21 protein-coding genes are annotated in these 24,931 nt (G+C 54.3%); 16 read left to right on the top strand and 5 right to left on the bottom strand.

All coding sequences use genetic code 11. The features are described from left to right. The first annotated feature begins 91 nt into the window (after positions 1-91). The 3 genes from HRQ63_RS06740 (at position 92) to HRQ63_RS06730 (ending at position 2,131) form a co-directional block, all read left to right on the top strand. Positions 92-517 (top strand): RrF2 family transcriptional regulator, encoded by a 426-nt coding sequence (locus HRQ63_RS06740; protein WP_172241047.1) that lies wholly within the window; start codon positions 92-94, stop codon positions 515-517. An 83-nt stretch (positions 518-600) separates the two neighbouring features. Next, a complete protein-coding gene (locus HRQ63_RS06735; protein ID WP_172241044.1) occupies positions 601-1,461 on the top strand; it encodes an aldo/keto reductase in 861 nt (286 codons plus the stop codon). A gap of 109 nt (positions 1,462-1,570) precedes the next feature. After that, positions 1,571-2,131 (top strand): YfiT family bacillithiol transferase, encoded by a 561-nt coding sequence (locus HRQ63_RS06730; protein WP_172241041.1) that lies wholly within the window; start codon positions 1,571-1,573, stop codon positions 2,129-2,131. Positions 2,132-2,266: 135 nt separating this feature from the next. Here HRQ63_RS06730 and HRQ63_RS06725 read toward each other — a convergent pair whose 3' ends face one another. Then, positions 2,267-3,643 (bottom strand): S8 family peptidase, encoded by a 1,377-nt coding sequence (locus HRQ63_RS06725; RefSeq protein ID WP_172241038.1) that lies wholly within the window; start codon positions 3,641-3,643, stop codon positions 2,267-2,269. 272 nt (positions 3,644-3,915) lie between these two features. Between HRQ63_RS06725 and rpiA the strand changes: the two genes are divergently transcribed. From rpiA to HRQ63_RS06685, 8 genes are all read left to right on the top strand, one after another. Further along, complete coding sequence (gene rpiA / locus HRQ63_RS06720; protein ID WP_172241035.1) at positions 3,916-4,584, top strand: ribose-5-phosphate isomerase RpiA; 669 nt, start codon at positions 3,916-3,918, stop codon at positions 4,582-4,584. An 84-nt stretch (positions 4,585-4,668) separates the two neighbouring features. Then, complete coding sequence (locus HRQ63_RS06715) at positions 4,669-5,307, top strand: GNAT family N-acetyltransferase (RefSeq protein WP_172241032.1); 639 nt, start codon at positions 4,669-4,671, stop codon at positions 5,305-5,307. Positions 5,308-5,469: 162 nt separating this feature from the next. Continuing rightward, positions 5,470-6,597 carry a cobalamin B12-binding domain-containing protein gene (locus HRQ63_RS06710; RefSeq protein WP_172241029.1) on the top strand — a complete coding sequence of 376 codons (1,128 nt, stop codon included), beginning with the start codon at positions 5,470-5,472 and terminating at the stop codon, positions 6,595-6,597. Then, on the top strand, positions 6,587-8,263 hold the full coding sequence (locus tag HRQ63_RS06705; protein ID WP_172241026.1) for an ATP-binding protein: 1,677 nt from the start codon (positions 6,587-6,589) through the stop codon (positions 8,261-8,263). Before HRQ63_RS06710 ends, HRQ63_RS06705 begins: the two co-directional genes overlap by 11 nt. 84 nt (positions 8,264-8,347) lie before the next feature. Beyond that, on the top strand, positions 8,348-8,776 hold the full coding sequence (locus HRQ63_RS06700) for a GNAT family N-acetyltransferase (protein WP_172241023.1): 429 nt from the start codon (positions 8,348-8,350) through the stop codon (positions 8,774-8,776). Positions 8,777-8,823: 47 nt separating this feature from the next. Next, positions 8,824-10,149: a 5'-deoxyadenosine deaminase gene (locus HRQ63_RS06695; protein WP_172241020.1), complete on the top strand. Its 1,326-nt coding sequence runs from the start codon at positions 8,824-8,826 to the stop codon at positions 10,147-10,149. Between the two features lie 284 nt (positions 10,150-10,433). After that, entirely contained in the window at positions 10,434-10,922 is a 489-nt protein-coding gene (locus tag HRQ63_RS06690; RefSeq protein WP_172241017.1) for a MarR family winged helix-turn-helix transcriptional regulator, read from the top strand. Then, positions 10,919-14,071 carry an MMPL family transporter gene (locus tag HRQ63_RS06685; protein WP_172241014.1) on the top strand — a complete coding sequence of 1,051 codons (3,153 nt, stop codon included), beginning with the start codon at positions 10,919-10,921 and terminating at the stop codon, positions 14,069-14,071. The genes HRQ63_RS06690 and HRQ63_RS06685 overlap by 4 nt, the downstream gene beginning before the upstream one ends. A 512-nt stretch (positions 14,072-14,583) precedes the next feature. Here the strand turns inward: HRQ63_RS06685 and HRQ63_RS06680 are convergent. From HRQ63_RS06680 to HRQ63_RS06670, 3 genes are all read right to left on the bottom strand, one after another. Then, positions 14,584-16,596, bottom strand: a complete 2,013-nt coding sequence (locus HRQ63_RS06680; protein ID WP_172243331.1) for a GTP-binding protein — start codon at positions 16,594-16,596, stop codon at positions 14,584-14,586. A gap of 218 nt (positions 16,597-16,814) precedes the next feature. Next, positions 16,815-17,144 carry a hypothetical protein gene (locus tag HRQ63_RS06675; RefSeq protein ID WP_172241011.1) on the bottom strand — a complete coding sequence of 110 codons (330 nt, stop codon included), beginning with the start codon at positions 17,142-17,144 and terminating at the stop codon, positions 16,815-16,817. Next, a complete protein-coding gene (locus HRQ63_RS06670; protein ID WP_037282494.1) occupies positions 17,137-17,346 on the bottom strand; it encodes a helix-turn-helix transcriptional regulator in 210 nt (69 codons plus the stop codon). The genes HRQ63_RS06675 and HRQ63_RS06670 overlap by 8 nt, the downstream gene beginning before the upstream one ends. Positions 17,347-17,576: 230 nt before the next feature. Here HRQ63_RS06670 and HRQ63_RS06665 point away from each other — a divergent pair, with 230 nt between their 5' ends. From HRQ63_RS06665 to HRQ63_RS06655, 3 genes are all read left to right on the top strand, one after another. Further along, positions 17,577-19,268, top strand: a complete 1,692-nt coding sequence (locus HRQ63_RS06665; protein WP_172241008.1) for a glycoside hydrolase family 13 protein — start codon at positions 17,577-17,579, stop codon at positions 19,266-19,268. Positions 19,269-19,417: 149 nt separating this feature from the next. Continuing rightward, entirely contained in the window at positions 19,418-20,317 is a 900-nt protein-coding gene (locus HRQ63_RS06660; RefSeq protein WP_172241005.1) for a Yip1 family protein, read from the top strand. 52 nt (positions 20,318-20,369) lie between these two features. Next, a complete protein-coding gene (locus HRQ63_RS06655; protein ID WP_172241002.1) occupies positions 20,370-21,047 on the top strand; it encodes a YIP1 family protein in 678 nt (225 codons plus the stop codon). 100 nt (positions 21,048-21,147) lie between these two features. Here HRQ63_RS06655 and HRQ63_RS06650 read toward each other — a convergent pair whose 3' ends face one another. After that, positions 21,148-23,175, bottom strand: coding sequence for a beta-galactosidase (locus HRQ63_RS06650; RefSeq protein ID WP_172240999.1), 2,028 nt, complete (start codon positions 23,173-23,175; stop codon positions 21,148-21,150). Positions 23,176-23,299: 124 nt separating this feature from the next. Between HRQ63_RS06650 and HRQ63_RS06645 the strand changes: the two genes are divergently transcribed. Then, positions 23,300-24,127, top strand: a complete 828-nt coding sequence (locus tag HRQ63_RS06645) for an AraC family transcriptional regulator (protein ID WP_172240996.1) — start codon at positions 23,300-23,302, stop codon at positions 24,125-24,127. A 117-nt stretch (positions 24,128-24,244) separates the two neighbouring features. Continuing rightward, positions 24,245-24,898, top strand: a complete 654-nt coding sequence (locus tag HRQ63_RS06640) for an SGNH/GDSL hydrolase family protein (protein WP_172240993.1) — start codon at positions 24,245-24,247, stop codon at positions 24,896-24,898. Positions 24,899-24,931 lie beyond the last annotated feature (33 nt).

The raw sequence follows: 24,931 nt of genomic DNA, 5'->3' as shown, positions 1-24,931 counted from the left end.
GCGCCCGGTCCGGCTTTTTGCCGGATCGGGTATTGTTCGGTTGAAAACTGAATATAATTAATATATAGTATAATGAGAATAGAAGGCGAGGATGAAGCAAATGGCGTACTCGACAGCATTGTCGCAAGCGACGGCGATTTTGATTTATGCGCACGGGCTTATCGCGGACGGCTGTTCCGATTATTTATCGACGCGGTTGATTTCCGAGCAGCTTAGTATTCCCGTGCCGACTACGGTTAAAGTGCTGCGAAGTCTGACCGATGCCGGTCTGATCCGCACGAAAGAAGGCGCGAAAGGCGGCATTTTACCTGCAAAGCCGCCGGAGCAAATCACTTTGCTGGAAGTGTTCGACGCCGTCGAGTCCGGCAAGGCGTTATTCAAAGTCCATACCGACGTGGCTTTGCAGGGCGAAGCGACCGATACGGTCAAGTTCAAACTGACCGAAAGTTTGCGGCAAGCGGAGACCGCGATGCGCGATTCGTTGGAAAAGGTAAAACTGAACGAGCTTCTGGGATGAATTTCCGGAGAGCCGGGCGGTTTTCTTTTTGGTCATAACTATATAAAATAAATATCTATTTTAATTAGAATGGAGCTTCGCTTATGAATTCGCCTTCGGTACAAGCACGCAACGGCGTTGAAATTCCGTTGTTAGGTTTCGGCGTCTACAAACTGAATCGGAAAGAGCATCTCGAGCAAGCGGTGGACGAAGCGATCCGAACCGGATATCGGCATTTCGATACGGCCCGGATCTATAAAAACGAACATCATCTGGGCGAAGCCGTTCGCCGCAGCGGGATCGATCGCAGCGAGTTTTTTTTGACTTCGAAAATCTGGAATACGGACCTGGGCTATTCATCGGCGAAAAAAGCATTTGAACGTACTTTAAAGCAGCTCGGAATCGATTATCTCGATATGTATCTGATCCACTTTGCCGCTCCCGGATACATGGACACATGGCGCGCGTTGGAAGAGCTTTACGAAGAAGGCAAAGTTCGGGTCATCGGCACGGCCAATTTCGGCAAAGCCCGGCTTGAGCGCTTGATGGACGGTGCCCGAATCCCGCCTATGCTGAACCAGATCGAAACGCATCCCGAATATGCGCAAAAAGAACTCCATGCGTTCATGGACGCTCACGGCATTCTGCACCAAGCTTGGGCGCCGCTGGGACAAGGCAATCCGGAGCTGCTGCGGCATCCTCAACTTCTAACCATCGCGGCACGTCACGGAAAAACGGTTGCGCAAATCATACTCCGTTGGCATTTGCAGCGAGGAATCATCAGCATTCCCAAATCAGCGAACCCCCGCCGGATTCGCGAGAATTTCGATATTTTCCGTTTTACCCTGGAGGAAAAGGATATGCGGACCTTATATGCGCTGGATCGCAACCGACGTTACGCAATCGATCCGGACGGCTATATCGTCAACCCCTTGTATAACAAAGCGATGCGCTGGTTCTTGTAAGAACTTCAAAACCTGCCGAAAAATTCGAAAAAGTTGCGCTCGGTACGGCATGCGCATAAAATCGAATACAAGCAACCGCTTTTGCCGACATTTAAAGGGGGATACAAGAATGACTGAATCTACTCATGACGAAAACGAACGGGAACGCCTGCGTTATCCGATCGGCCGTCCCGCGGACGCGGCGGAATCGAATCCGCAGCAGCGCGAAGAATGGATCGAGCATATTCGCCGCCTTCCGGACCGGTTGGAAGAAGCGATCGAAGGGTTGAACGAAGAGCAGCTCGATACGCCTTATCGCGACGGCGGATGGACGGTAAGACAGGTGGTGCATCATTTGGCGGACAGCCATATGAATGCGTATATCCGTCTTAAGCTGGCACTAACCGAAGAAGAACCTACGATCAAGCCTTATGCCGAAGGGGATTGGGCCAAGCAGCCGGATGCTTCGGGAATGTCCGTCGGTGCTTCATTGCTGATCCTCCGCGGCCTGCACGCGCGTTGGACGTTTCTTTTGGAATCGTTGACGGCCGAGCAGTGGGAAAGAATGTTTTATCACCCGGAATCCGGGGAGCGGATCCGCCTCGATACGCAGACTTCGCATTATGTATGGCACGGCCGGCATCATACCGCGCAAATCTCGATGCTCAGAGAACGTTCGGGCTGGACGTGATCAATTTTGCAATAAAAAGGACTTCATTCTCCATGAATCAGGGAATGAAGTCCTTTTTCCTGTATATCGGCTGCTGTTCTATCGGAACAAAAGGGCCGGTGCGCGCTCGGTAGGGGTAAGCTGCGCATCGATCTTTTAGCGGAAGGTGCCGTTTTCGGCAGATAGGGAATTTTGCATGTTGGTTTGGCTTTTCGGAGTTATGGAGTTGTCGGAAGCTGCGATTGTTTCAGTAGACGCATCGCGTACAGCGGGCGTTGAAGACTCCGGACGGTCTGCGAGAACCGAATTTTTGCCAATCAGGCGATCAAACGAAATCATTCCGTAGCCGTACAAGTTATCGCGGCCGCTTGCGCCCAAGTCTACCGCGCTGTTTTGCAAAGCGGTGCGGATTTGTTCCGCGCTCAGATTCGGATAAGCCTGCTTCATGACGGCCACCATGCCGCTGACAAAAGGTGCGGCCATCGAAGTTCCGTCGCTGATTTTGTACTTGCCGGATAGGCTTGTGCTGACGATGTCGACGCCGGGAGCAGAAAGCTCGACGGAAGAACCCGTGCCGGAAAAGACGGCGCGTTTCAGGCCGGAGTCAACAGCCGCAACCGTGATGGTTTCCGGAGACTTAGCCGGAAAAGCCAGAGTGTCGCCCGTACCTTCTGAAGTACCTGCATTGCCTGCGGCAACGATCACTGTAATGCCTTGGTCCGCGGCTTTTTTGAGCAGGTCTTGAACGGCATCCGATTGTTGCGGGAACGAGAGCGAGAGATTGATGACATCCATACGTTGACGAATGGCCCAGTCAAGTCCTTGAGCAAGTGACTGGGTGGATCCGTTACCGTCTTTGTCCATCACTTTGACGGCGTAGATCGAAGCGTCCGGCGCAATTCCTTTGTAAGCTTTGCTTTTGGCTCCGATGATGCCGGCAACCACAGTACCGTGCCCATTATCGTCGTTGTAGGAAGTTACGCCTTCTACGGTCGAGGTTCCGCCGCTGATTTTCAATCCGGACTTATCGGAGATGCCGGTATCTAGAATCGCAATCCGTACTCCTTTGCCCGTATAGCCGGCAGTTTGCGCTTTGGAAGCATCAATTGCGTCATAGCCCCATGCGCCTTGTTTGATCTTGGAAGCGGAAGATGCGGCCGAAGAAGCAGGAGCGGCGTCGTCCGATAAGGAGGCAAGGCTTTGAGCGATGCCTTTGTAGTTTTGGCTCAGCTCGATCGATTGGATCGAATCGCTGGAACGAAGCTTGGCGAGACCGGCTTCGTTCGTGCGCAGGGACATCATGTTGGTATTCCAGTAGATGTGATATTTCAAATCATGCGTGACGTTCAACGCAAGGCGTTGGCCGTCTCGATCGGAGTATTTGACGAAAATGTCGAAAACCGGCTTTGGAGCAACAACCTCTTCGACATTTGTGACGCGGTTGGACAGTTGAAACGCAGCGAAGGCAGATAGTAAGAAAATGGCGGAAATAGTGGAAAAAATAAGTTTTTTGCCTTTAATTTGTCGAAACATCTAGAATCCCCTACCTTTTTATGACATTATTCGACTTTATTCGTTAAAATTATTATCGGGTGACTAATGATTTGTTTGAAGAGGAATTTTGTCAAAAAGAGAAAATTTATTTCAATAAACGATTATTTTCGACAAAAATTGCAACTATCTGTATAACGGAGTCGACAAGCATTTGGATCATAATAAAAAAGATTGTTTTAAGAAAAACATTTGCCTAAAATGAATGAGCAAGGCTTTTTTTGAAAATTGTCGAATGGAACGGAGTGATCGGAATGAATACGAAGAAGCTGGCCGCCGAACGGGCTGTAGAGTCGATAGAAGAAGGAATGACGGTCGGACTCGGAACGGGGTCGACGGCTTATTTTGCGATCGAAAAGTTGGGACAGCGGGTGCGGGAAGGATTAACGATTCGTGCGGTAGCCACCTCGAAGCGTTCGGAAGAGCAGGCGCTGGGCTTGGGGATCCCGATCGTGCCTTTTGCGGAAGTGGGAAGAATCGACATCACGATCGACGGCGCGGACGAAGTGGACGGGGATCTGCAACTGATCAAGGGCGGCGGAGGCGCTTTGCTGCGCGAGAAGATCGTGGCGGCGCGCAGCGATAAAATGTTCGTCATCGTGGGCGAAGACAAATTGGTGGAGACGTTGGGAGCCTTCCCGCTGCCGGTAGAAATCGTACCTTTTGCGCATGAGTGGACTTTGGATAACCTGAAAGCGCTCCATCTTAATCCTAAGCTGCGACTGGATAACGGCGATTTGTACGTGACCGATAACGGGAACTACATAGCGGATTGCCATGATGTATCGATTACCGACCCTGCTGCGCTGCATGCGAGCTTGAATGCCATTCCCGGCGTCGTGGAAAACGGGTTGTTCGTCGATATGGCGCACACGGTCATCGTAGGCCGCGAGAACGGAAGCATCGATACGATCACGAAATAAGCCGAAGGTTCCGTTCGGATTCCGACCGAATAGGCAAACGGCGCATAGCCGAACCCATTTGAACAGGAACGGGGAACTTATATAATGGAGAAAAAAAACAGCGGGTCCTTTTTTGCGGACCTTTCGGCCGATCATTCGGCAGCGGCGACGATTCTGGAAGGAGAGCGCGTCACGCTGCGAAGCGTGACGCCGGACGATTGCCGCGAGCTTTACGATCTGGAGTACGGGAGCAAAGATCGGGCATGGACCGATTGGGACGCTCCGTATTACAAAGACGAGGAAAAGCAGGAGACGTTCGAAGAGTTCGCGCAAGGATACGAGAAAATGAAAGAAGCGAAACTCCATTGGGAACCTCGCCTTTTGATCGAAACGAAGGAAGGCGTTATGCTTGGCGTGGTAACTTCGTATTGGGAACATAAACCGTCCAACTGGCTGGAATCCGGCATCGTGCTGTACCGCTCGGGTACATGGAGCCGAGGCTGCGGAACGGAAGCGCTGCGTTTGTACGTCGGTTACCTGTTCGCGCGTCTGGACGTGCCGAGAGTCGGCATCACGACCTGGTCGGGAAACGAGCGGATGATGCGGGCCGCCGCCCGCATCGGGATGCGGATCGAAGGCCGGATGCGCCGATGCCGAATCGTGCGCGGAGAGCTGTACGATTCGATCCGAATGGGCGTGCTGCGCGAAGAATGGGAAGCGCTGCACGGCCCGTCCGAACGCTGATTTTTCAAATGTCAAGTTGCGTATACTTGTCCGGTGTGGGAAGATGAACCCAAGGCGGTAAGGGGTCATCGGCGAAAAAAAACCGGGGAGGGGTGCGTTCATGAGTACCTTGATCAGGATAGGCCGGCCGCGATTTTCGCTTTCGCGAAGCGGGTGGTCGGCATGACGATTCGCGAAGAACAATTGTTGTTGGCGGATATGGATGGGCTGGCGGCGCGGGTCACGAAGGAACATTACGATATTCAGCCGGATCTTTTCGAGCGCTACGGAAAGCCCGGTTTCGAGAAATCGCGGCGGGACACCGTATATACGCTGCATTATTTGGCGGAAAGCGTCCGAATGGACAGCCCGTCGTTGTTCGTTCATTACATCGGATGGCTGAAGCAGCTGTTATCCGGTTACGGTCTTACCGATGCGGATATCCGGCTCAAGCTTGAACTCGTGCTTCGCTGCGTCCGCGAGGCTCGCCGCGACGAATGGACGGATCGAACGGTCAGGATTCTGGAGATGGGCATTTTGCGCACGTCGGAGCCTGCCGAGACGCCTTCGTTCATTGTCGAGAAACATCGTCTCGGACGCGAAGCCCGAACGTATCTCGACGCGCTGCTGCGGAGCGATCGGCTCGAAGCGTATGCATTGATCGATCGGTTGATCGAACGCGGCGAGAGCGTCCGGGACATTTATCAATACGTTTTTCAAGTTTCGCAATACGAAGTCGGACTGCTTTGGCAAACGCAGCAGATCAGCGTGGCGGACGAGCATTACTGCACCGCGATCACGCAAAGCGCCATGTCGCGGCTTTATCAGCGTTGGATCGGCGAAGAACGTCCGTCTCGCGGGGGCGTGTTCGTCTCGGCTTGCGTCGGCGGGGAATTGCACGAAATCGGACTTCGCATGCTGACGGACGTTTTCGAAATGGAAGGCTGGGATACGCATTATCTCGGCGCCAATACCGATGAAGACCAACTTCTCGACGAAGTGCTGCATCGCGGCGCCGATATCGTGGCGCTATCGGCGACCATGACTTTCCACGTGCATATTATGAAAAAATTGATCGGCGCTTTGCGCGCCGACGAACGATCGGCCAAAGCGATGATTCTGGTCGGCGGCCTTCCGTTCAACGTCGATCCTTCGTTATGGAAAAGAATCGGCGCGGACGGTTACGCTCCCGACGCGGAAAGGGCGCTTGCGGAAGCCGACCGTCTGCTGGCCGCTCGCGCTCGAGGCGCGGAGCGCGAAGCGAACCGGCAGGAGGCCGCCTCGGAAGGAGGGCATGAGCTTGGAAGTTGAGGACAAGAACGAAATTCAACGTTTGCACGCGATCATCGAAAAACTCAACGACCGGATCGTGCGCGGTCAAATGAAAGAAGAGAAAATTCTGAACGAATTTTCGTCCATGAATAACGAATTGGTGACCCTTCAGCGCCAGTTGGCCAAAAGCAACGGCGAATTGGAAAAAGCCGTTCGCGAAGCGCAGCGGGCCAACGATTCGAAAAGCCGGTTTTTGGCGATGATCAGCCATGAATTCCGTACGCCGATGAACGGAATACTCGGCATGACCGAGCTGCTGCGCGAAAGTCCGCTTGCCGCCGAGCAGCGCGGATGGACGGACTTGATCGAAGAATCCGCTTCCGAGCTGCTCGGCATGGTCAACGATCTGCTCGATTTGTCCAAAAGCGACGCTGGCGCGTTGACGATCGAAGAGAAGCCGTTCGATCTTCGCCTGGTGGTCGAGCATGTCGTGCAGCTGCTGCAGCCGAAAGCCGAGTCCAAACGAAATACGATCAAAGCCGAATTCGAGCCGTCGATCGCCGGGATGCTAAGCGGCGATCCTACGCGTATTCGCCAAATTTTGATCAATCTGATCAATAACGCGAACACGTTCACGGAAAGCGGAACCATTCAAGTCGCGGTGTACCCGCTACCGGGATACCGCGGCAAGGTCCGTTTCGAAATACGCGATAGCGGCATCGGCATTTCGCAGGCGAATATCGATACGCTGTTCAAGCCGTATGCGCAGACTCAAGCGGGCAAAGCCAAAGAAGGAACCGGGCTCGGCCTGATGATCTGCAAATCGCTGGTCAAGTCGATGAAAGGCGAAATCGGGGTGTTCAGCCGGGAAGATGCGGGTTCGACTTTTTGGTTCGAGCTTAATCTTCCCGAGACGGACGAACCGAAAGAATCGGGAACCGTTCTGTATGCCGTATCCGATCAAGTGCCGATCGCGGCGAACATGAACATATTGGTCGCGGAAGACAATGCCGTCAACGGCCGCGTGATCCGCATGCAGCTTAAAAAGCTGGGCTTGGAATCGGTGGATGTCGCGGAAAACGGAGAAGCGGCGGTCGCTGCTTTCCGCAGCGGTTCTTACGGGTTGGTTCTCATGGACAAGCAAATGCCCGTGATGGACGGGACGGAGGCGGCGCGCGCGATCCGCGAGTTCGAACGCGACGAGATGCGCAGAGCCGTGCCGATCGTCGCGCTGACGGGCGAGTCGACCGAAAGCGAACGGGAAGCTTGTTTTGCGGCAGGCATGAACGATTTCTTGTCCAAACCGATCAATGTGGAGACGTTGAAAGCCGTGCTTCAAAAATGGATGCCGAAAAACTCGCGGCAAGCGCTCAATCCCGACGTGGTTCGCGAGTTGATCGAACTGGATGAGGGAAACGATCCCGAAATTTTCCGTTCGCTGCTGGAGGTATACGAAGAAGAAACGCCGGCGAAGCTGCTGCAGTTGGAAGCGGCGGTGTTGGCGGGCAATCTCGAACAAGCGATGAGAACCGCGCATAGCCTGAAGTCGGGCAGCCTGAGCCTGGGCGTCCATTATTTTTCGGAACTGCTGGAGCAGATCGAACAGAGGCTGAAGGCAGGTCGGGCGGAGCAGGCGAAGGACATGCTGCCGGGACTGAACGGAGCTTATGAAGCGGCTTGCGCCGAATTGCACCGGTTTGCCTGATAGCGGGCGGACCGGTTGTTTCGTCTTAAATGGCGGAAAGCGGGTCCGCCGCAACGATTGATCATACTTTTTAGGAGGGTTTTTATGCTGCAATCCATTACGGAACAGGTGCGCGATCCCAGAGTCGCGGCTTTGCTCGAATTGGCCGTTTTCCCCGATCCCGAACAGGTAGAACGGGCGGTTGCTTTTTACGAACAAAACGCGGAAGCGGAGCTTCTTGCTTATATCGAACAAGGGGAAATGCTTGGCGTCGTAGGCTTCAAACCCAGCGGCGACAAAGAAATCACCATCACGCATATCGCGGTCGATCCGGGCAGCCGGGGACTCGGTTACGGACGGGGAATGCTGCTTGATCTGATGGTTCAAGAACGTCCCGAACGCGTGATCGCCGAAACGGACGAGGAAGCGGTCGACTTTTACCGCAGCGTCGGATTTTCCGTTACGGGACTCGGCGAAAGTCCGTCCGGGCTGGAACGTTTCCGATGCGTTTACGAAGCCGACGAAGAAGAATAAATCGGACGCGTTAGAACAAAATCGAAAATGCCGGGAGGGTCTGCCGTATGGGAACGCTGCTGATTCAAGGGGCTCAACTGGTAACGATGAACGAAGCTCAGGACGTGTTGACAGGGGATTTGCTGATTGAAAACAATGTAATCGTCCGAATCGGAACGGACTTGTCCGAGGTGCAGGCGGACCGGGTGATCGATGCGCGCGGGAAGGTGCTGTTACCGGGCTTCATCCAGACCCATGTCCATTTATGCCAAACGTTGTTCCGCGGCAGGGCCGACGACCTGGAACTGCTCGACTGGCTCCAACAGCGGATATGGCCGCTTGAAGCGGCGCATGACGAGGAGTCGGTCTACTATTCGGCGATGCTGGGCATTGGCGAATTGATCTCCAGCGGAACCACCACACTGCTCGACATGGAGACCGTGCATCATACGGATTCCGCGTTTCGCGCCATGGCGGAGACCGGCATTCGCGCCGTATCCGGCAAGGTAATGATGGATCACGGCAGCGAGGTTCCGAAGGCGCTTCAGGAAGATACGGCAGACTCTCTGGAGGAGAGCGTTCGACTGTTGGAGAAATGGAACGGCTACGACCGAGATCGCCTTCAATACGCTTTTTGCCCGAGGTTCGTCGTGTCCTGCACGGAAGAGTTGTTGATCGGCGTTCGTGATTTGTCCGAGCGTTATCGGGTTCGGGTACATACGCATGCTTCCGAAAACCGCGGCGAGATCGAAGTGGTGGAAAATGAACGGGGAATGCGAAATATCGTCTACCTCGATCATCTGGGGTTGGCCAAGCCGAATTTGATTCTGGCGCATTGCGTCTGGCTGGACGAGCAGGAAAAAGAAATCATTCGCGAGCGCGGCGTCAAGATGACGCATTGCCCCGGCTCCAACTTGAAGCTCGCCTCCGGCATCGCTGAAGTTCCGGACATGCTGAGTCGGCATGTTCCGGTAGGGTTGGGAGCGGACGGCGCGCCGTGCAACAATAATCTCGATATGTTCCAGGAGATGCGATTGGCAGCCTTGATCCAAAAACCGATCCACGGACCGACCGCCATGGATGCCCGAACCGTGCTGCGGATGGCGACGATGGGCGGTGCGGAAGTGCTGGGCATGGAGAAAGAGATCGGCAGTTTGGAAGTGGGGAAAAAGGCGGATTTGGTGCTATTGGATCTGTATGATTTCCATACCTTCCCTTCGCATGAAGTCGACGTTTACTCGCGCGTCGTATATTCGGCTACGCGCGGCAACGTCCATACGGTAGTGATCGACGGCAAGATCGTGATGGAAAACCGTTCGATGCGCACGCTTGACCGCGATATCGTGCTGCGGGAAGCGGATCGTTCCATTGCGCGTCTGGTCAAACGGATCTAGCGAATATAAAGCGCAAACTCGTTTTTCGCGTAATCTATCAGCTTGGCCAACCTTGCATTTAACTTGGTCAAGGCATTGAGGGGTGTACGCCTTAATAAGTTTTTTTAAAAGTCCTTTCCCGATTCGGGGAGGGCTTTTTTGTTTTTTTATCAGATCGTTCAATGAACAAAAGACGGGAAAGTGCGGTTGACAGCCATATCCGAAAGTTTTATAGTTTCACTATTGAATAGTTTCATAGTCGAACAATTCGATTGGAGAATCAATTCGAAAAAGGAGGGAATGCAATGGACGAACGAACTCGCAAAAGCGAAGAGCTTCCGCACGAGGATACGAAAAAGCTGATCAATCGGTTCCTCGGTTCGTGGATGGCGATCGAACGGGAGATGGGTTCGGTCGTGCGCAGACAGATGCCCGTAGATTTGACGAACGATCAATATTATCTGCTTCAGCATATTATGCAGTTCGGACCGCGCACATCGTCCGAACTTGCCGATACGTTCAAGGTCGTCAAAAGCTCGATTACGGCGATCGTTACGCGATTGGTCGATCGCGGACTGATCGAGCGCACGCGCAGCGAAGAAGATCGCCGTACCGTCTACCTGTCGCTCACCGAGCGCGGCCAACAAATCGCCGAGCAGGTGGAACGGCGAATCTCGGAATCGGTCGGCGGTTACCTGAGTCATTTTGAAGAAAAAGAAATTTCGATGGTCATGGCGGCATTCGAAAAGCTGGCCGAACTGGTCATCGAAGATGGAGGCAGAGAGAAAGAATGAGAACTATACTGAAAGCCAGATGGATCGTGTTGGTCATCTGGCTGGTTGCGGCGGTCGGACTGTTTTTGACTGCGCCGTCCATGTCGGATCTGGTCCGGGAAAAAGGAGGGATTGCGGTTCCGGAAGGATATACGTCCACCGAAGCTTCGGCGATTTTGTCGGAACTGGCTGCCCAGGAAGGCGGAGCGGAAGGGACGACCATCGCGCTCGTGTTCCATAATCCCGACGGTTTGACCGCCGAGGAGAAAGAACAGGCGAAGCAGGCCGTAGACGCGATCGAAAAAGATAAAGAGAATCTTCATGTCACGGCGATCCTGAGTCCGTTCGATCAACCTGAGCTGGAAGATCAGATGATTTCGGAAAACGGGCAAACGATTCTCGTGTCGCTTACCGCCGAAGTCGCGGAAGGCGAGGCGGCAGAGGTTCAAAGCGGCCTGGACGCGACGCTTGCTCCGTACGAAGTCGGGCATTATCTGACCGGCCAGTCCTTGATTAACGAAGACACGGTTCGCAGCTCGGAAGAAGGGCTGAAGAAGTCGGAATATATCACGGTCGTTTTCATTCTGTTGATTCTGGTATTGGTGTTCCGCTCGGTGGTCGCGCCTTTCGTGCCGCTGCTTACGGTGGGACTCAGTTATATCGTCTCGCAGAGCATCGTATCGTTCCTGGTTGACCGATTCGACTTCCCTTTATCGAACTTTACGCAGATCTTCATGGTTGCGGTCATGTTCGGGATCGGGACGGACTATTGCATTTTGCTGATCAGCCGGTTCAAGGAAGAAATGGGCCATACCGATAACAAATGGGACGCGATCGTCGAAACCTACCGCACGGCGGGACGCACGGTTATCGTATCCGGGATTGCCGTACTGGTCGGCTTTGCCGCGATCGGATTGTCGCAGTTCATGCTGTATCGCTCGGCGGTAGCCGTAGCGGTCGGCATCGCGATCATGCTGCTGGCGATGGTGACGATCGTGCCGTTCTTTATGGCGGTGCTGGGTCAAAAAATGTTCTGGCCTTCGCGCAAAGCGATGGGACACAGCGAGAATCGCCTCTGGGGCTGGGCCGGCAAGTTTTCGATCAAGCGCCCATGGGCTGCCATGCTGATCGTACTGGCGGTATCGCTGCCGTTCCTGCTGACTTCGAGCGGCAAGCTATCGTTCAACAGTCTTGAAGAGGTTCCGGGCAATTACGAATCCGTTCAGGGCTTTAACATCATTGCAGACAGCTTCGGTGCAGGACAAGCGATGCCGGCCAAGATCGTGATCAAAAACGATCAGGCCATGGATAACGCGGAGTACGTAGCGATTGCCGAACGCATCAGCCGCGAGATTCTGAAAGTAGACGGCGTAGACAGCGTGCGCGGCGCCAGCCGTCCGACAGGCGAAGCGCTGGAAGACTTCAGCGTGGCCGATCAGGCGGGCACATTGAAAGAAGGACTTGGCGAAGCCAACGACGGTCTCGTCAAAATTCAAGACGGTCTTGCGGATGCCAGCAAGCAGATGAGCGATAACGCGCCGCAGATCGAAGAAGCGGCTTCCGGCGCGGATCAACTCGTCAGCGGAACGGAAGACCTGAAAACCGGCGTGACGCAGCTCGGCGACGGCCTGACGCAGATCGAGGACGGCATTCGTTCCGGCGCGACCGGTGCGGGCGACCTGCAAGCCGGCCTGGCTCAAATGAAAGCCAGCGCGCAGCAGCTTGCCGATGCGCATGCGCAGCTGTTGGCAGGGTATCAACAGGTGGGCACGGGCTTGACCGCGCTTGACGGCGGGTTATCTCAGATCGGAGAGCAGTTGAATACCGTTTCCGGCGCGCTCGCAAGCGTTCAAGGCAGCTTCGGCAGCCTGGAGCAAAAATTCCCGGCGCTGCTTCAGGACCAAGATTACCTGACCATTCGCGGAACGGTAACGCAGACCGGCCAAGGCACGGCCGCGTTGGCTGAAGCGTTCGGCCAAATTCAAGGACAGGTTTCGCAAGTCGCGGCGGGAATCGGTCAAGCCAACCAAGGCTATGCCCAAGCGATCGACGGTCAAAATCAGTTGACCGGCGGCTTCGATCAATTGATCGCGGGCATCGACCAACTGCAAAGCGGCTTGAACCAGGCGGCGGACGGCCAAGGCCAAATCGTCGATCAGGTTCCTGCGCTGACGGACGGACTGGATCAGCTTCAAGGCGGTCAAGAACAGATCGGTCAAGGCTTCCGGGACCTGTCCGGCCAGTTGACGCAGTTGACGGACGGACTCGACCAGAGCGTGGACGGCCTGAAGCAGGTCGGGGACGGTCTGGGATCGGCCCAGGATTATTTGACTCAGCTTCAGGAAAACTCGGACTCGGAACTCGGCGGTTGGTTCATGCCGCAGGAAGCGCTCGAGAACGAAGACTTCCAACAAGTATTCGATACCTACATGTCCAAAGACCGCAAAATCATGACGCTCGACGTGGTGCTGTCGGATAACCCGTACAGCGCCGAAGCGTTGGCGAATATGGATGATATCCGCGCAGCCGTGGATCGCGGTACGAAGGGCACCGCGCTGGAGCAGGCCGATGTCGCGATCAGCGGCGTGACCAGCACCTTCGCGGATCTTCAGACGGTATCCAACGCGGACTACAACCGAACCGTTTATCTGATGATGGGCGGCATTCTGATCATCTTGATCCTGCTGCTTCGTTCCATCATCATGCCGCTGTATCTGATGCTGTCCCTGTTCGTGACGTACTACGCCGCGATCGGGGTAACGGAAGCGATCTTCGTGCATCTGCTCGGATACTCCGGAATCACCTGGACGACGCCGTTCTTCGGCTTCGTCATGCTGATCGCGCTCGGCGTCGATTACAGCATCTTCCTGATGGATCGCTTCAACGAAAACCGCGATCTCGATCCGAGAGAAGCGATCGTGCAAGCGATGCGCAGCATGGGCACCGTCATCCTGTCGGCCGTCCTGATCTTAAGCGGAACGTTCGCTTCGATGATCCCTTCCGGCGTCTTGTCGATGATGCAAATCGCGACGGTCGTATTGGCGGGACTGGTGATTTATGCGCTGTTCATGCTTCCGTTCTTCGTTCCGGTTATGGTAAAGACTTTCGGCAAAGCCAACTGGTGGCCGTTCTTGAGGGATACCGAAAGAGCGGGCAGCAGCAAGGAGTAGGTTTTAGCTTTTGTGCTGCGGGACGGCGCTGCGGAGGTTGGTAGGCGCTGCGGAGTTGCAGGGCCTGCGATCGCTGCTTCAATTGGATTCCCTCTGATTGGATAAAAGCGTTGAGGGAATCCAATTTCAAAGGCGACCACTTCGTTTCTTCGGCTCCTGCAACTCCTCCGCTGGGCTAGGCGCGTGCAAGTTACATTCTCTTCCCTCAATAACTAGGGAAGAGAAAACATAAAAGAAGAAGCGTTTCCCTATGCATAGGGAAACGCTTCTTCTTTATTATTTTATTATAAAAAAATGTGCAGAGTGAAGCGCCAAGCGGAGGGAGAAATTCAGTGAAGGAACGAAGTGTTCGCCTTTGAACTTGGGAAGTCACCTTAAAAAATTCAATCCGACTTCCCAAGTTCAACACGCGACCGGAACGAATTTCTCCCGCAGCGCCCGCTCTTCCCGGCGAATCGAAGTTCGCCAGGTCAAGGGATGGCGTGTGCTTTGCACGACGCATGATCATTATCTCACAGTGCGCTTCGCGCGCTCAAAATGTACTTCGCCTCATCAAGCGGGTTGATGCCGTTCCGGGTTCTTGACGCTTCCGTATCTTCAGGCGCTTCCCGATAGCCGTTGAAGGAGGCGGTCATTACGCCTTTTCCGGCGCTGAACGAGCGCAACGTAGCCGAGTAGTCCATAGAAGTCGAAGCGGGGACGGTGCCCTCGACGATAAAGCGTTCGCCTTCCGCGGAAGGCGAAGCAAATTCGGCTCTCATGCGGGAAAGATCGCTGAGTACGCGGCCCGCGTGTTCTTCGGGAACGGAAATTCGAAAGCGCAGGATCGGCTCGAGCAGTTTGGTGCCGCCGGAAGCCAAGCCGTTCATGATGCCCATCGGCGTGGCGATCACGAAGTCGAGCGGATGGGTGTGCCAGACATGGTGTTGGCCGTAGGTCAGGGTGACGACGAGGTCGGTGACTTCCCAACCGTGCAGCCCTTGCTTTAGAGCTTCGGGCACGCGGCGCTCCACTTCGTTTTGATAAGCAGGCAGGATATCGTCGGCGCGCGCTTGCGAGCGGTAGACCAAGCCGCTGCCGCGTTCGCCGGGTTCGATCGTGAAATGCAGAATCGCCCAGCAGGGCTTGGGTGCGAGGTAAGCCACTCGACCTTCGCAGACTTTCGCCGGCGTTTCTTTGTAAATGACGGCGGGAGGGCCGAAGCCGACGTTCAGGTCAAAGCGGGATTTCAGCATGCTGGATAAAACTTCGAGCTGGATCGCGCCCATCATGCGGACATGCAGTTCGCGCAGTTCCGGCAGCCAGGCGAGATCGAGCAGGGGATCTTCGTCGGTCAGTTCCCGAAGCGCTTCGGCCGTGCGTACATAATCGGCCTCGCTATCCGGAAGCACGCGTGCGGTCAGCAGCGGAACAGCCATTTCCGGCGTCTTCGGCACAAGCACGGGATCGCCGATGATATCTCCGATCGCGGCATCCGGCAGGCCGTAGACGGCCGCGATATCGCCTGCCCCGATCTCGCCCGCATCGATGCGTTTGAGTCCGTCCAGCACTCGGATTTGCGTGACTTTATGCTCTTCTTCATGACCGTTCAGCCGGACGATGTCGCGGTTGCGCAGCTTGCCTCCGTACAGACGCACCCAAGCCGCGCGGCCCATGGAACGTTCGCGTTCGATTTTGAACACGATGCCTGCCAGCTCCGTTTTAGGCGGCGGTGCAGGCAAAAAGGCCAGCATCGCGTCCAGCAGCTCCGTGATGCCGATTCCTTTTTGCGAGCAGCCGCAGCAGACCGGGAAGATTCGAGCGGCAGCGGAATGCTTGGCGAGCAGCAGCGTCAGCTCGTCTTCGTTCGGAATATCGCCTTCGATATAACGAAGCATCAGCTCGTCGTCGAACTCGGCGATGATTTCGGTCGCCGCGCCGCGAAACTGTTCTTTTTCTTTATTTTCAAAAGCGTCGTACGGTTCCCTTTCCGGGCGACCGTCCGATCCGGCATTCGTTTTCCACAACTCCCGAATCGCGTAAAAGGACTCGCCCTCTGTATGCAGCGGCATCTGCACGGGCAGTGCGGAAGGCGATAACAGACGACGAATATCATTCAGCGCACGTTCGAACGAGGCCCCGATCCGGTCGAGTTTGTTGATATAGATTACGGTCGGAATGCGCATCAATTTCAGCGCCTGCCACAGCACTTCGGTCTGCGCCTGAACGCCTTCGGCGGCGGAGACGATCAATACCGCTCCGTCCATCACGCCGAGCGAACGTTCGACCTCGGCCAGAAAGTCGGCGTGCCCCGGCGTATCGACCAGATTCATTTTATGACCTTTCCAATTCAACGAAGCGGAAGCGGCTTTCACCGAAATACCCCGTTCGCGTTCCACGTCCAACGAATCGGTGGATGTAGTGCCTTCATCGACGCTTCCGAGAGATCGGATACTTCCGCTGCGGTATAGCATGTATTCGGTTGTCGTGGTTTTTCCGGCATCGATATGAGCAAAAACGCCGATGTTTCGAACGGTTGGATCCATATTCAAAAAGGCTCGACCTCGATTCCGTGCAGAATAATTTCAACGCTTCATTGTATCACGATAACGCTTTCTTTTGGAATTGCCGTTTTGTTCCTGAAATTCACGCTTATGCAGATAAATATAAAAAGCGCCGTTTCTTCCGGATCGGATTGCTCGATCCGGAAGAAACGGCGCTTGAATATGTTCGCCTGCGGAACATGGGGGCTTCGGGTCATCGATTAATTGCGTCCGTTTTGGTAAACAGCCGCGGAAACGTAAGCAATCTGACTGATCACGAACAGGGCCATCATGACGAAGAACGACAATCCGATTCCTTCGAACAGCGTGACAAGCACCCAGCTCAACATAATTGCCGGAATAAGCAGGTTCCAAGAAAATGCTTTGGCGCGCGCCGTAATCGTTTCCGCACGCTCATCCAGACCGCGGTTTTTACGCTGCATGTAGCGACCGAAGCCCCAACCCAGCAGCCCTAACAACAATCCTCCGAATAGTCCGATCATTCCTCCGAGATTCATGGGTACCGCCATTTGCGTCATCAGTTCATTCAATATTCTCATCTCCTTCGAAAATGAATAGTTCTTCGATCGAGCAGTTAAAGATTTGCGAAAGCTTATGGGCCAAAATCAACGACGGCTTATACTTGCCTTTTTCCAATGAAATGATGGTTTGTCTGGAGACATTCAGTCGTTCCGACAATTCTTCCTGCGTCATGTCGCTCTCGGTACGTTTCTCGCGGATTCGCGTTTGCACGTCGCACCTCCTTTTTTGTAAAGCTGACTTTACGTAAAGTATACTTCACAATTCCTAATTTGTAAAGGGGGCTTTACGTAAAATAAACTTTACTTTTTTCGAACCATCCAAAATCGAATTTCAGGGCTCGATTGCTCAACCTGTCGCTTTCTGGGTAAATGGGGGAAGAAAGGGCTTGCTCGCCGATGTGGCAGCCGTCGTACAACCACCACTAGCAGGGAGGAATGAATATGGGAACAGGAACGGAAGCTAACGGGAACCGGGAATTTTGGAAAGAAGCGGTCGTGTACCAGATCTATCCGCGCAGCTTCATGGACAGCGACGGAGACGGAGTGGGCGATCTGCGAGGCATTATTTTGAAGCTGGATTATTTGAAAGAACTCGGCGTGGACGTCATTTGGCTGTCACCCGTGTACAAATCTCCCAACGATGATAACGGCTACGATATCAGCGACTACGAGGACATCATGGACGAATTCGGGACGATGTCGGATTGGGAAGAGCTGTTGGAAGGACTGCACGAACGCGGAATCAAGCTGATGATGGATTTGGTCGTCAACCATACCTCGGACGAGCATCCCTGGTTTATCGAGTCGAAAAACAATCCGGACGGCGAATACGGCGACTATTACGTCTGGCGCGACGCGGCTCCGGACGGCGGCCTGCCGAACAATTGGGAATCGTTCTTCAGCGGTCCGGTCTGGGAATACAGCGAAGAACGCGGCCAATACTATCTGCATCTTTTTTCGAAAAAGCAGCCGGATCTGAATTGGGAAAACGAAAAGGTGCGCCAGGCGGTCTACAAGATGATGAAGTTCTGGCTCGACAAGGGCGTGGACGGATTCCGCATGGACGTGATCAACCTGATCTCCAAAGTGGACGGACTGCCTTCGAACGGAACGGCTCCGATCGCGGACGGAAGCATGTATTACGTCGACGGACCGCGCATCCACGAGTTTTTACAGGAAATGAATGCCGAAGTGCTATCGAAGTACGACATCATCACGGTCGGCGAGATGCCGGGCGTTACGGTGGAAGAAGCGAAAAAGTACACGGCCGAAGAACGCAAGGAACTTCAGATGATTTTCCAATTCGAGCATATGCGTCTGGACGGCGGGCCGGGCGGGAAATGGGATATCGTGCCGTGGAAGCTGCCCCAGCTCAAAGCCGTCATGCACAAATGGCAGATCGGCTTGGCGGAAAAAGGTTGGAACAGCTTGTACCTCAACAACCACGATCAGCCGCGCATGGTGTCGAGATTCGGCAACGACGGCGAATACCGCGTTCAGTCGTCCAAACTGCTCGCGACGCTGCTGCATACGCTTAAAGGCACGCCGTACGTGTATCAGGGCGAAGAGCTGGGCATGACTAACGTGAAGTTCCCGATGATCGACGAATACAAAGACATCGAGAGCCTCAATATGTACAACGAGCGGGTCACGCACGGCGGAGCCGATCCCGGTACGGTGATGGCGGCGATCCAGACGAGAGGACGCGACAATGCCCGGACTCCGGTACAGTGGGACGATAGCGAGCATGCGGGATTTACGACAGGCACGCCGTGGATCGGAGTGAACCCGAATTACAAAACGATCAATGCCGCGCGGCAGCTGGGAGATCCCGAGTCGGTGTTCCGTTACTATAAAGAGCTGATCGCGCTGCGGAAAAAGCATCCCGTCTTGACTTACGGCGATTACGAACTGCTGCTGCCGGATCATGAAACGATCTATGCGTATACGCGTACATTGGGCGATGAAACCTGGCTGATCGTGCTGAACTTCTCGACAGAGCCGAGCGTATTCGAATGGCCGGGTAATCTCGAAAACCGCGAAGCGACGCTTATCATCGGGAATTATAACCAAAGCGATGCGGATCCGAAAGAATGGCGTCCTTACGAATCGAGGGTTTACAAGCTGAATTGACGAGACTTTCTCGTCAAGCGTAACTTTTGCTTCGAACGAATCGTTCATGCTTTGGAGGCAAAGGTCACGCATGATTTCGAACGTCGCGGAAAAACGCGCAAAACGGGTGACGAGTACCCGATCAGACAAAGAAACGGTGGGGTTGGAAGATGGACGGAAGACATGGAGATAACGGAAACGAAGGCGGCCGAAACGGCGCCGGGCAAAAAGAAGGCGGGTTGTTCGGGCGCGACGAATCGCAAAACCGAAATCCGCGGTCGGACGGGCACGGCGCTTACGGCCAAGGGTCTTATCGCGACGAGCCGAACGAAGAAAATCGTTACGGCCGTCAGCCGAATGATCCGTACGGCAAATCGCCGGGCGAGCAACACGGCAGTCGTCGGGAAGAAGACCGGGCGCGGGGCGGGTTGTCGCCTTGGCTGCGCGTATGGATTCATCCGAGACAGGTGACGCGCGATTTCATGCGGTCGTCCGATCCTCTACGCGGCGCTCTGCTGCTGGCTTTGATCGCCGGCGTGTTCAATGCTTTGAATACGGCGTCTACCCGGAATTCGGGCGACGTCATGAGCGCCGGCAGCTTGGCCGTCTCGGTATTGTTGGGCGGCCTGATCGGCGGCCTGGCGACTTACTATATCGGGGCTTGGTTGATGAAACTGGTGGGCGGCTGGCTTGGCGGAGTCGGATCGACGCGGGACATGCGGATCGTAAGCGGCCGGATCAGCGGGATGCTGGGTATTATGGTGGGGCTGTTCTGGATTCCGGAACTGCTGATCGCAGGCATGGAAAACTTTACGTATTTAACTCCGAATCTGGACGCAAGCATGCCGCGTACTTTGCTGTATCTGTTATTCGTCCTGTTGGAATTCGCGTTCAGCGCTTGGTCGTTCGTGGCGATTTTGCACGCCGCGGGCGAAGCCCATCGTTTTTCCGCATGGAAGGCTTTGCTGATGTTCGTGATTTTGGGCTTCTGCGTGTTCCTTTTGGTCTTCATTGTCATCTTGGTTATCGCTTTGACGTTCGGCGCGGCATTCGGCGCGTTCGGATTTTAAACCGGATAACCTTGAACGCATGTCCATGCGATGAAGAAAGGAGGACTCGATCATGGAAGAAAAAAGCGCGAATTCGGATCGTTCGCATGCGCGCGACGGGCGTTCGCCCTGGTTGGAATTATGGCTGCATCCGAGGCAGGTGACGAGGTGGTTCCTGCATTCGGGCGATCCGTTGAAAAATGCTTTGCTGCTGTCCGTGATCGCGGGTGTGCTCAGCGCGTTCAATACCGCTTCGGGGGGCAATTGGGGAGACGAATCTTCCATGCCGGTGTTGGTCGTTCGAGCCGTTCTTACGGGCGGCATAGCAGGACTGCTCGGCTATTACGTCGGTGCATTTTTCCTGAGATGGGTCGGCAGTTGGTTCGGAGGCGAAGGATCGACGGAGGATATGAGAGTCGTCATCGGTCAGATTTCCTCCCGGGCAAGCATTTTGTTGGCCATGCTGTTGATTCCGGAACTGCTGATCGCGGGCACGGAATTATTTACCGCGGCTACGCCGAATTTGGATGCCGACTCTATGCGAAGCACGCTATTGGCCGTCGTGCTGTTTATCGAATCGGCATCGGGATTTTGGTTATTCATCGTGACGCTGCACGCGATCGGGGAAGCACATGGATTTTCGGCCTGGAAAGCGTTAGCGGTTGAATTGATTCTCGGCGTTGCGATCTTTATCGTTTTGTTCGCGGTTTTAATGATCGTTTTTGCAGTCTCCGGAATTCCTTTTTTCTGAATGTAAAAGACCGACGGCGAAAAAAAAGCCCGCGTAACCGATATTTCGGTACGCGGGCTGTGTTGATTTTGGCGGAAATTTGTTTATGTTTAGGTAAGCGCTACTTCGCGGGACTTAAAATCTGCACGTCGCGTCCCGCAATTTCGGTTGATCCCTTTAAGGAGTCGCCGTTCAGCAGATTGACGTAATTGCCGCCCAGTTCATAAATCGACGCTTCGGCGTTGTGGTTCATCACGAAAAGGAATTCTTCGCCGTCTTTCACGCGTTTGGTCACTTCGACTCCCTGCGGCGTATTCAGCAGCGGTTGGATGCCTTTATCCTCGCACAGCTGCTCCAGCAGGCCGTTCAAGAAAGCTTGTTCCGGATCGGAAGCGACGTAGTAAGCCTGGCCTTTGCCGAACGAATTGCGGGTCAACACCGGCATGCCTTTGTAGAAATCGTCGCCGTATTCGGCCAGCGTCTCGGCGCCTTCCGTATGCAGCAGATCGCACAGCATGCCGCATTCGTATTCGCCTTTGAGGCTGCCGATCTCGCCGTTCAATACGATCTTGTTGCGCATATCGGGGAACAGGGCGTCGATCTCTTCCGCCCAGATGCCCAGCAGCTTGCGCAGTTCGCCCGGATACCCGCCCGTTTTGACCAGGTCGGATTCGTCCACGATTCCGCTGAAGAAGGTCGTCAGGAACGTGCCGCCTTCTTGGACGAAGCTTTCCAGCTTATCCGCAAGGCCCGGCTTCACCATATAAAGGACAGGCGCCACGATGATATCGTAGTTGGAGAAGTCGGAATCGACGCTGACGATATCCGCTTGAACGTTGCGGTCGTAGAAAGACTTATAGTATTTGTGGATTTGGTCTACATAGTTCAATGCCACGGTAGGTCCGCTGGATTTTTCGACGGCCCACCAGTTTTCCCAATCGAACAGGATGCCGACGCGCGAAGGCAGGCGGGAGTCGAGCAGACGTTCTCCCAGTTCCCCGAGCTCGCGTCCCAGTTCTGATACCTCGCGGAAGACGCGGGTGTTTTCGTGGCCGACGTGCTCGATCACGGCACCGTGGTATTTCTCGCAGGCACCCACCGAGCGGCGCAGCTGGAAGAACATGACGGTATCCGCGCCGTGCGCGACCGCCTGGTAGCTCCACAAGCGCATCACGCCCGGACGCTTCAGGGAGTTATACGGCTGCCAGTTCTGTTGGCTCGGCGTTTGCTCCATTAACATGAATGGATCGCCGTCTTTAAGGCCGCGCATCAGATCATGGGCCATGGCTGTGTAGCTAACAGGCGTTTGCAAACCCGGATAGTTGTCCCAAGAAACGATATCCATTTCTTTTGCCCATTTGAAATAATCCAACTGCTTGAAAAATCCCATCAAATTGGTCGTGACGACCGAATCGGGAACATGCTTTTTGATCTCGGCATGCTCCAATTTGTAGCATTCCAGCATGCTGTCGGAATTGAAACGGGAGTAGTCGAGCGAGATGCCTTGGAAAGTCGAGTTGTTGTCGCCCCAATGCTCGCTTAAATTGTTCGGTACGACGATTTCGTCCCAATCATAGAACGTATGGCCCCAGAAGTTGGTGTTCCAGGCCCGGTTCAATTGCTCGATCGTATTGTAACGTTCGCGCAGCCATACACGGAAAGCCTTTTCGCAGTTTTCGCAATAACAGTCGCCGCCGTATTCGTTGGATACGTGCCAGACCAGAACGGCCGGATGGTCTTTGTAACGCTCGGCCAGTTTCCCTGCAATCGCTTTCGAAAATTTGCGGTAAGTGGGGCTGTTCGGACAGGAGTTGTGACGACCGCCGAATTTGCGCTTGCGTCCGTCCGCGTCGGTGCGCAAAACGTCCGGGTAACGCTTGGCCATCCATGCCGGGTGGGCTGCCGTGCTGGTCGCGAGGCAGACGTAAGTACCGTTTGCATGCAAGCTGTCGATCAGTTCGTCCAACCATTCGAAGTTGTAGGCGGTCTCGTTCGGTTGGTTCAGTGCCCAAGCGAATACGTTGACTGTCGCGATGTCGATGCCGGCCAGTTTGAACATGCGAAGGTCTTCTTGATGCGTCTCAGGGTCCCACTGTTCCGGATTGTAGTCGCCGCCGTAAAAGATTTTGGGAAGTTTATTGCTGATCATTAAAAATCACCTCAACATATAAGAATAAGTCTATATTAATCTAACCCTTAATATTATAAAATATAATAAAAAGGGACGAGAGTATAAGAAAAAAGAAATATTCGGTTCTGAAGGGGATACGGCGATGCATAGCGCGCACAGACGATATTTTACGGAGTTCAAAGACCAGCCGCTGCCTCTGTACATGGAGAGCGTCGGCTATAATCCGGATCAAGAAGCATTTGTTCGGCCGAACGGTTACAACTGTTATCATTGGCTGCAAACGGTAGGCGGCAAAGGCGAATTTACGATGGGCGGAGCGAAGTACGTGATGGAAGGCGGATCGGGAATTCTGCTGCTGCCGGGCGAGGCGCACGAGTATCGACCGTTGGAAGGAAAATGGCAGACGTATTATATGACATTCGGCGGAGCGCAGGCAGGAGGCATTCTCGGGACATTGGGCTTGCCTGTTTCTTCTTATTACGGTTGGGACGAAGCGGCAGAGATGGGAGCCTTTGTGCCCGGATTGTTGAATCGAATGAGCAGCGAACGCGATATTTCAGGTCTCAGCGTCTCCGTGGAGGTCTATCGGTTTTTGACTTTGCTAAAAAAAGACGGCCGCGTCAATCGTCTTCCTTCGCTTTCGAATTCGGTCCGCCGCCTGACGCCTGTGCTGGAATTTCTGGATCGTTATTATGCGGATGCAGATATCGGACTCGAGGATATGGCATACCGGGCCGATATCACGCCGCGCCATCTCAATACGTTGTTCAAACAGGCCTTCGGAATGACTGCCTATGCGTACCTGATACTGCTGCGTCTGCGCAAAGCCAAGGAAATGATGACGCTGCATCCGCGCATGACGGTCAAAGAAGTATCGGGTCTGGTCGGCTTTCGCGATGCCAGCCACTTTGTTGCCACATTCCGGAAGCAAGAGGGAGTGACTCCCGAACAATTTCGTATGCTGCATTGAACGTCGCAACAGAAAATTCATCAATAAAACATGCAAAGCAACAGGAATAAACAGAGTAAACCGCGAATTCTTGTTTCATTACACGCGAAGTACGCGAATCGGGAGATGAACTTTTTCATGAAATTGAATACGAATGACAAACTGCTGCTGATCGGAGATTCGGTTACCGACGCGGGTCGCGCTTACCCGATCGGTTACGGAAACGGTCTCGGAAACGGTTACGCCGCATTGGTGGACGCGCTGCTGCGTACCGGTTACCCGGAATTGAACACGCTTGTGCTAAATGCGGGCGTCGGGGGTAATACCGTACGTGACTTGAAAAGCCGTTGGCAAACCGATGTGCTGGATCTGAAGCCGGATTGGCTGTCGATCATGATCGGAATCAACGACGTCTGGCGGCAGTTCGATACGCCGGAAGCCATGCAATCTTTCATTACGCCGGAAGAGTACGAGGCGACGCTGCGGGAACTGCTGGATGCCGTTCAACCCGGACTCAAAGGCTTGATCTTGATGACGCCGTACTACATGACCGGGCAGGAAGATCCCATGCGTTCACGGATGGATCGGTACGGGGCCGTGATCAAGCGTCTGGCCGGCGATTACGGCGCCGAATTGGTCGATACCCAGGCGGCGTTCGATCGGATGGGGCATCATGTCATCCAGTCTTCGTTGTCGAACGGTTGGGATCATGTGCATCCGAACACGGCGGGCAGCATGGTATTGGCGCGCGGGCTGCTGAATGCGCTGGATTTTGAATGGGAACGAAAATAACGACGTCGAACGCAAACCAAATTTCCGACACGG

The sequence above is a fragment of the Saccharibacillus endophyticus genome (assembly GCF_013185185.1).
Classification (GTDB): Bacteria; Bacillota; Bacilli; order Paenibacillales; family Paenibacillaceae; genus Saccharibacillus; species Saccharibacillus endophyticus.
Note: the sequence above shows the minus strand (reverse complement) of the source record. Positions and strands in the feature narration are given on the sequence as shown.

What these genes read in the sequence shown, in the direction of transcription:
- rpiA (WP_172241035.1), top strand. Translation starts at nt 3,916, where the DNA reads ATGAATACGAAGAAGCTGGCCGCCGAACGGGCTGTAGAGTCGATAGAA.
- HRQ63_RS06735 (WP_172241044.1), top strand. Translation starts at nt 601, where the DNA reads ATGAATTCGCCTTCGGTACAAGCACGCAACGGCGTTGAAATTCCGTTG.
- HRQ63_RS06740 (WP_172241047.1), top strand. Translation starts at nt 92, where the DNA reads ATGAAGCAAATGGCGTACTCGACAGCATTGTCGCAAGCGACGGCGATT.
- HRQ63_RS06640 (WP_172240993.1), top strand. Translation starts at nt 24,245, where the DNA reads ATGAAATTGAATACGAATGACAAACTGCTGCTGATCGGAGATTCGGTT.
- HRQ63_RS06715 (WP_172241032.1), top strand. Translation starts at nt 4,669, where the DNA reads ATGGAGAAAAAAAACAGCGGGTCCTTTTTTGCGGACCTTTCGGCCGAT.
- HRQ63_RS06700 (WP_172241023.1), top strand. Translation starts at nt 8,348, where the DNA reads ATGCTGCAATCCATTACGGAACAGGTGCGCGATCCCAGAGTCGCGGCT.
- HRQ63_RS06650 (WP_172240999.1), bottom strand. Translation starts at nt 23,175, where the DNA reads ATGATCAGCAATAAACTTCCCAAAATCTTTTACGGCGGCGACTACAAT.
- HRQ63_RS06710 (WP_172241029.1), top strand. Translation starts at nt 5,470, where the DNA reads ATGACGATTCGCGAAGAACAATTGTTGTTGGCGGATATGGATGGGCTG.
- HRQ63_RS06655 (WP_172241002.1), top strand. Translation starts at nt 20,370, where the DNA reads ATGGAAGAAAAAAGCGCGAATTCGGATCGTTCGCATGCGCGCGACGGG.
- HRQ63_RS06730 (WP_172241041.1), top strand. Translation starts at nt 1,571, where the DNA reads ATGACTGAATCTACTCATGACGAAAACGAACGGGAACGCCTGCGTTAT.
- HRQ63_RS06695 (WP_172241020.1), top strand. Translation starts at nt 8,824, where the DNA reads ATGGGAACGCTGCTGATTCAAGGGGCTCAACTGGTAACGATGAACGAA.
- HRQ63_RS06685 (WP_172241014.1), top strand. Translation starts at nt 10,919, where the DNA reads ATGAGAACTATACTGAAAGCCAGATGGATCGTGTTGGTCATCTGGCTG.
- HRQ63_RS06690 (WP_172241017.1), top strand. Translation starts at nt 10,434, where the DNA reads ATGGACGAACGAACTCGCAAAAGCGAAGAGCTTCCGCACGAGGATACG.
- HRQ63_RS06665 (WP_172241008.1), top strand. Translation starts at nt 17,577, where the DNA reads ATGGGAACAGGAACGGAAGCTAACGGGAACCGGGAATTTTGGAAAGAA.
- HRQ63_RS06660 (WP_172241005.1), top strand. Translation starts at nt 19,418, where the DNA reads ATGGACGGAAGACATGGAGATAACGGAAACGAAGGCGGCCGAAACGGC.
- HRQ63_RS06645 (WP_172240996.1), top strand. Translation starts at nt 23,300, where the DNA reads ATGCATAGCGCGCACAGACGATATTTTACGGAGTTCAAAGACCAGCCG.
- HRQ63_RS06680 (WP_172243331.1), bottom strand. Translation starts at nt 16,596, where the DNA reads ATGGATCCAACCGTTCGAAACATCGGCGTTTTTGCTCATATCGATGCC.
- HRQ63_RS06725 (WP_172241038.1), bottom strand. Translation starts at nt 3,643, where the DNA reads ATGTTTCGACAAATTAAAGGCAAAAAACTTATTTTTTCCACTATTTCC.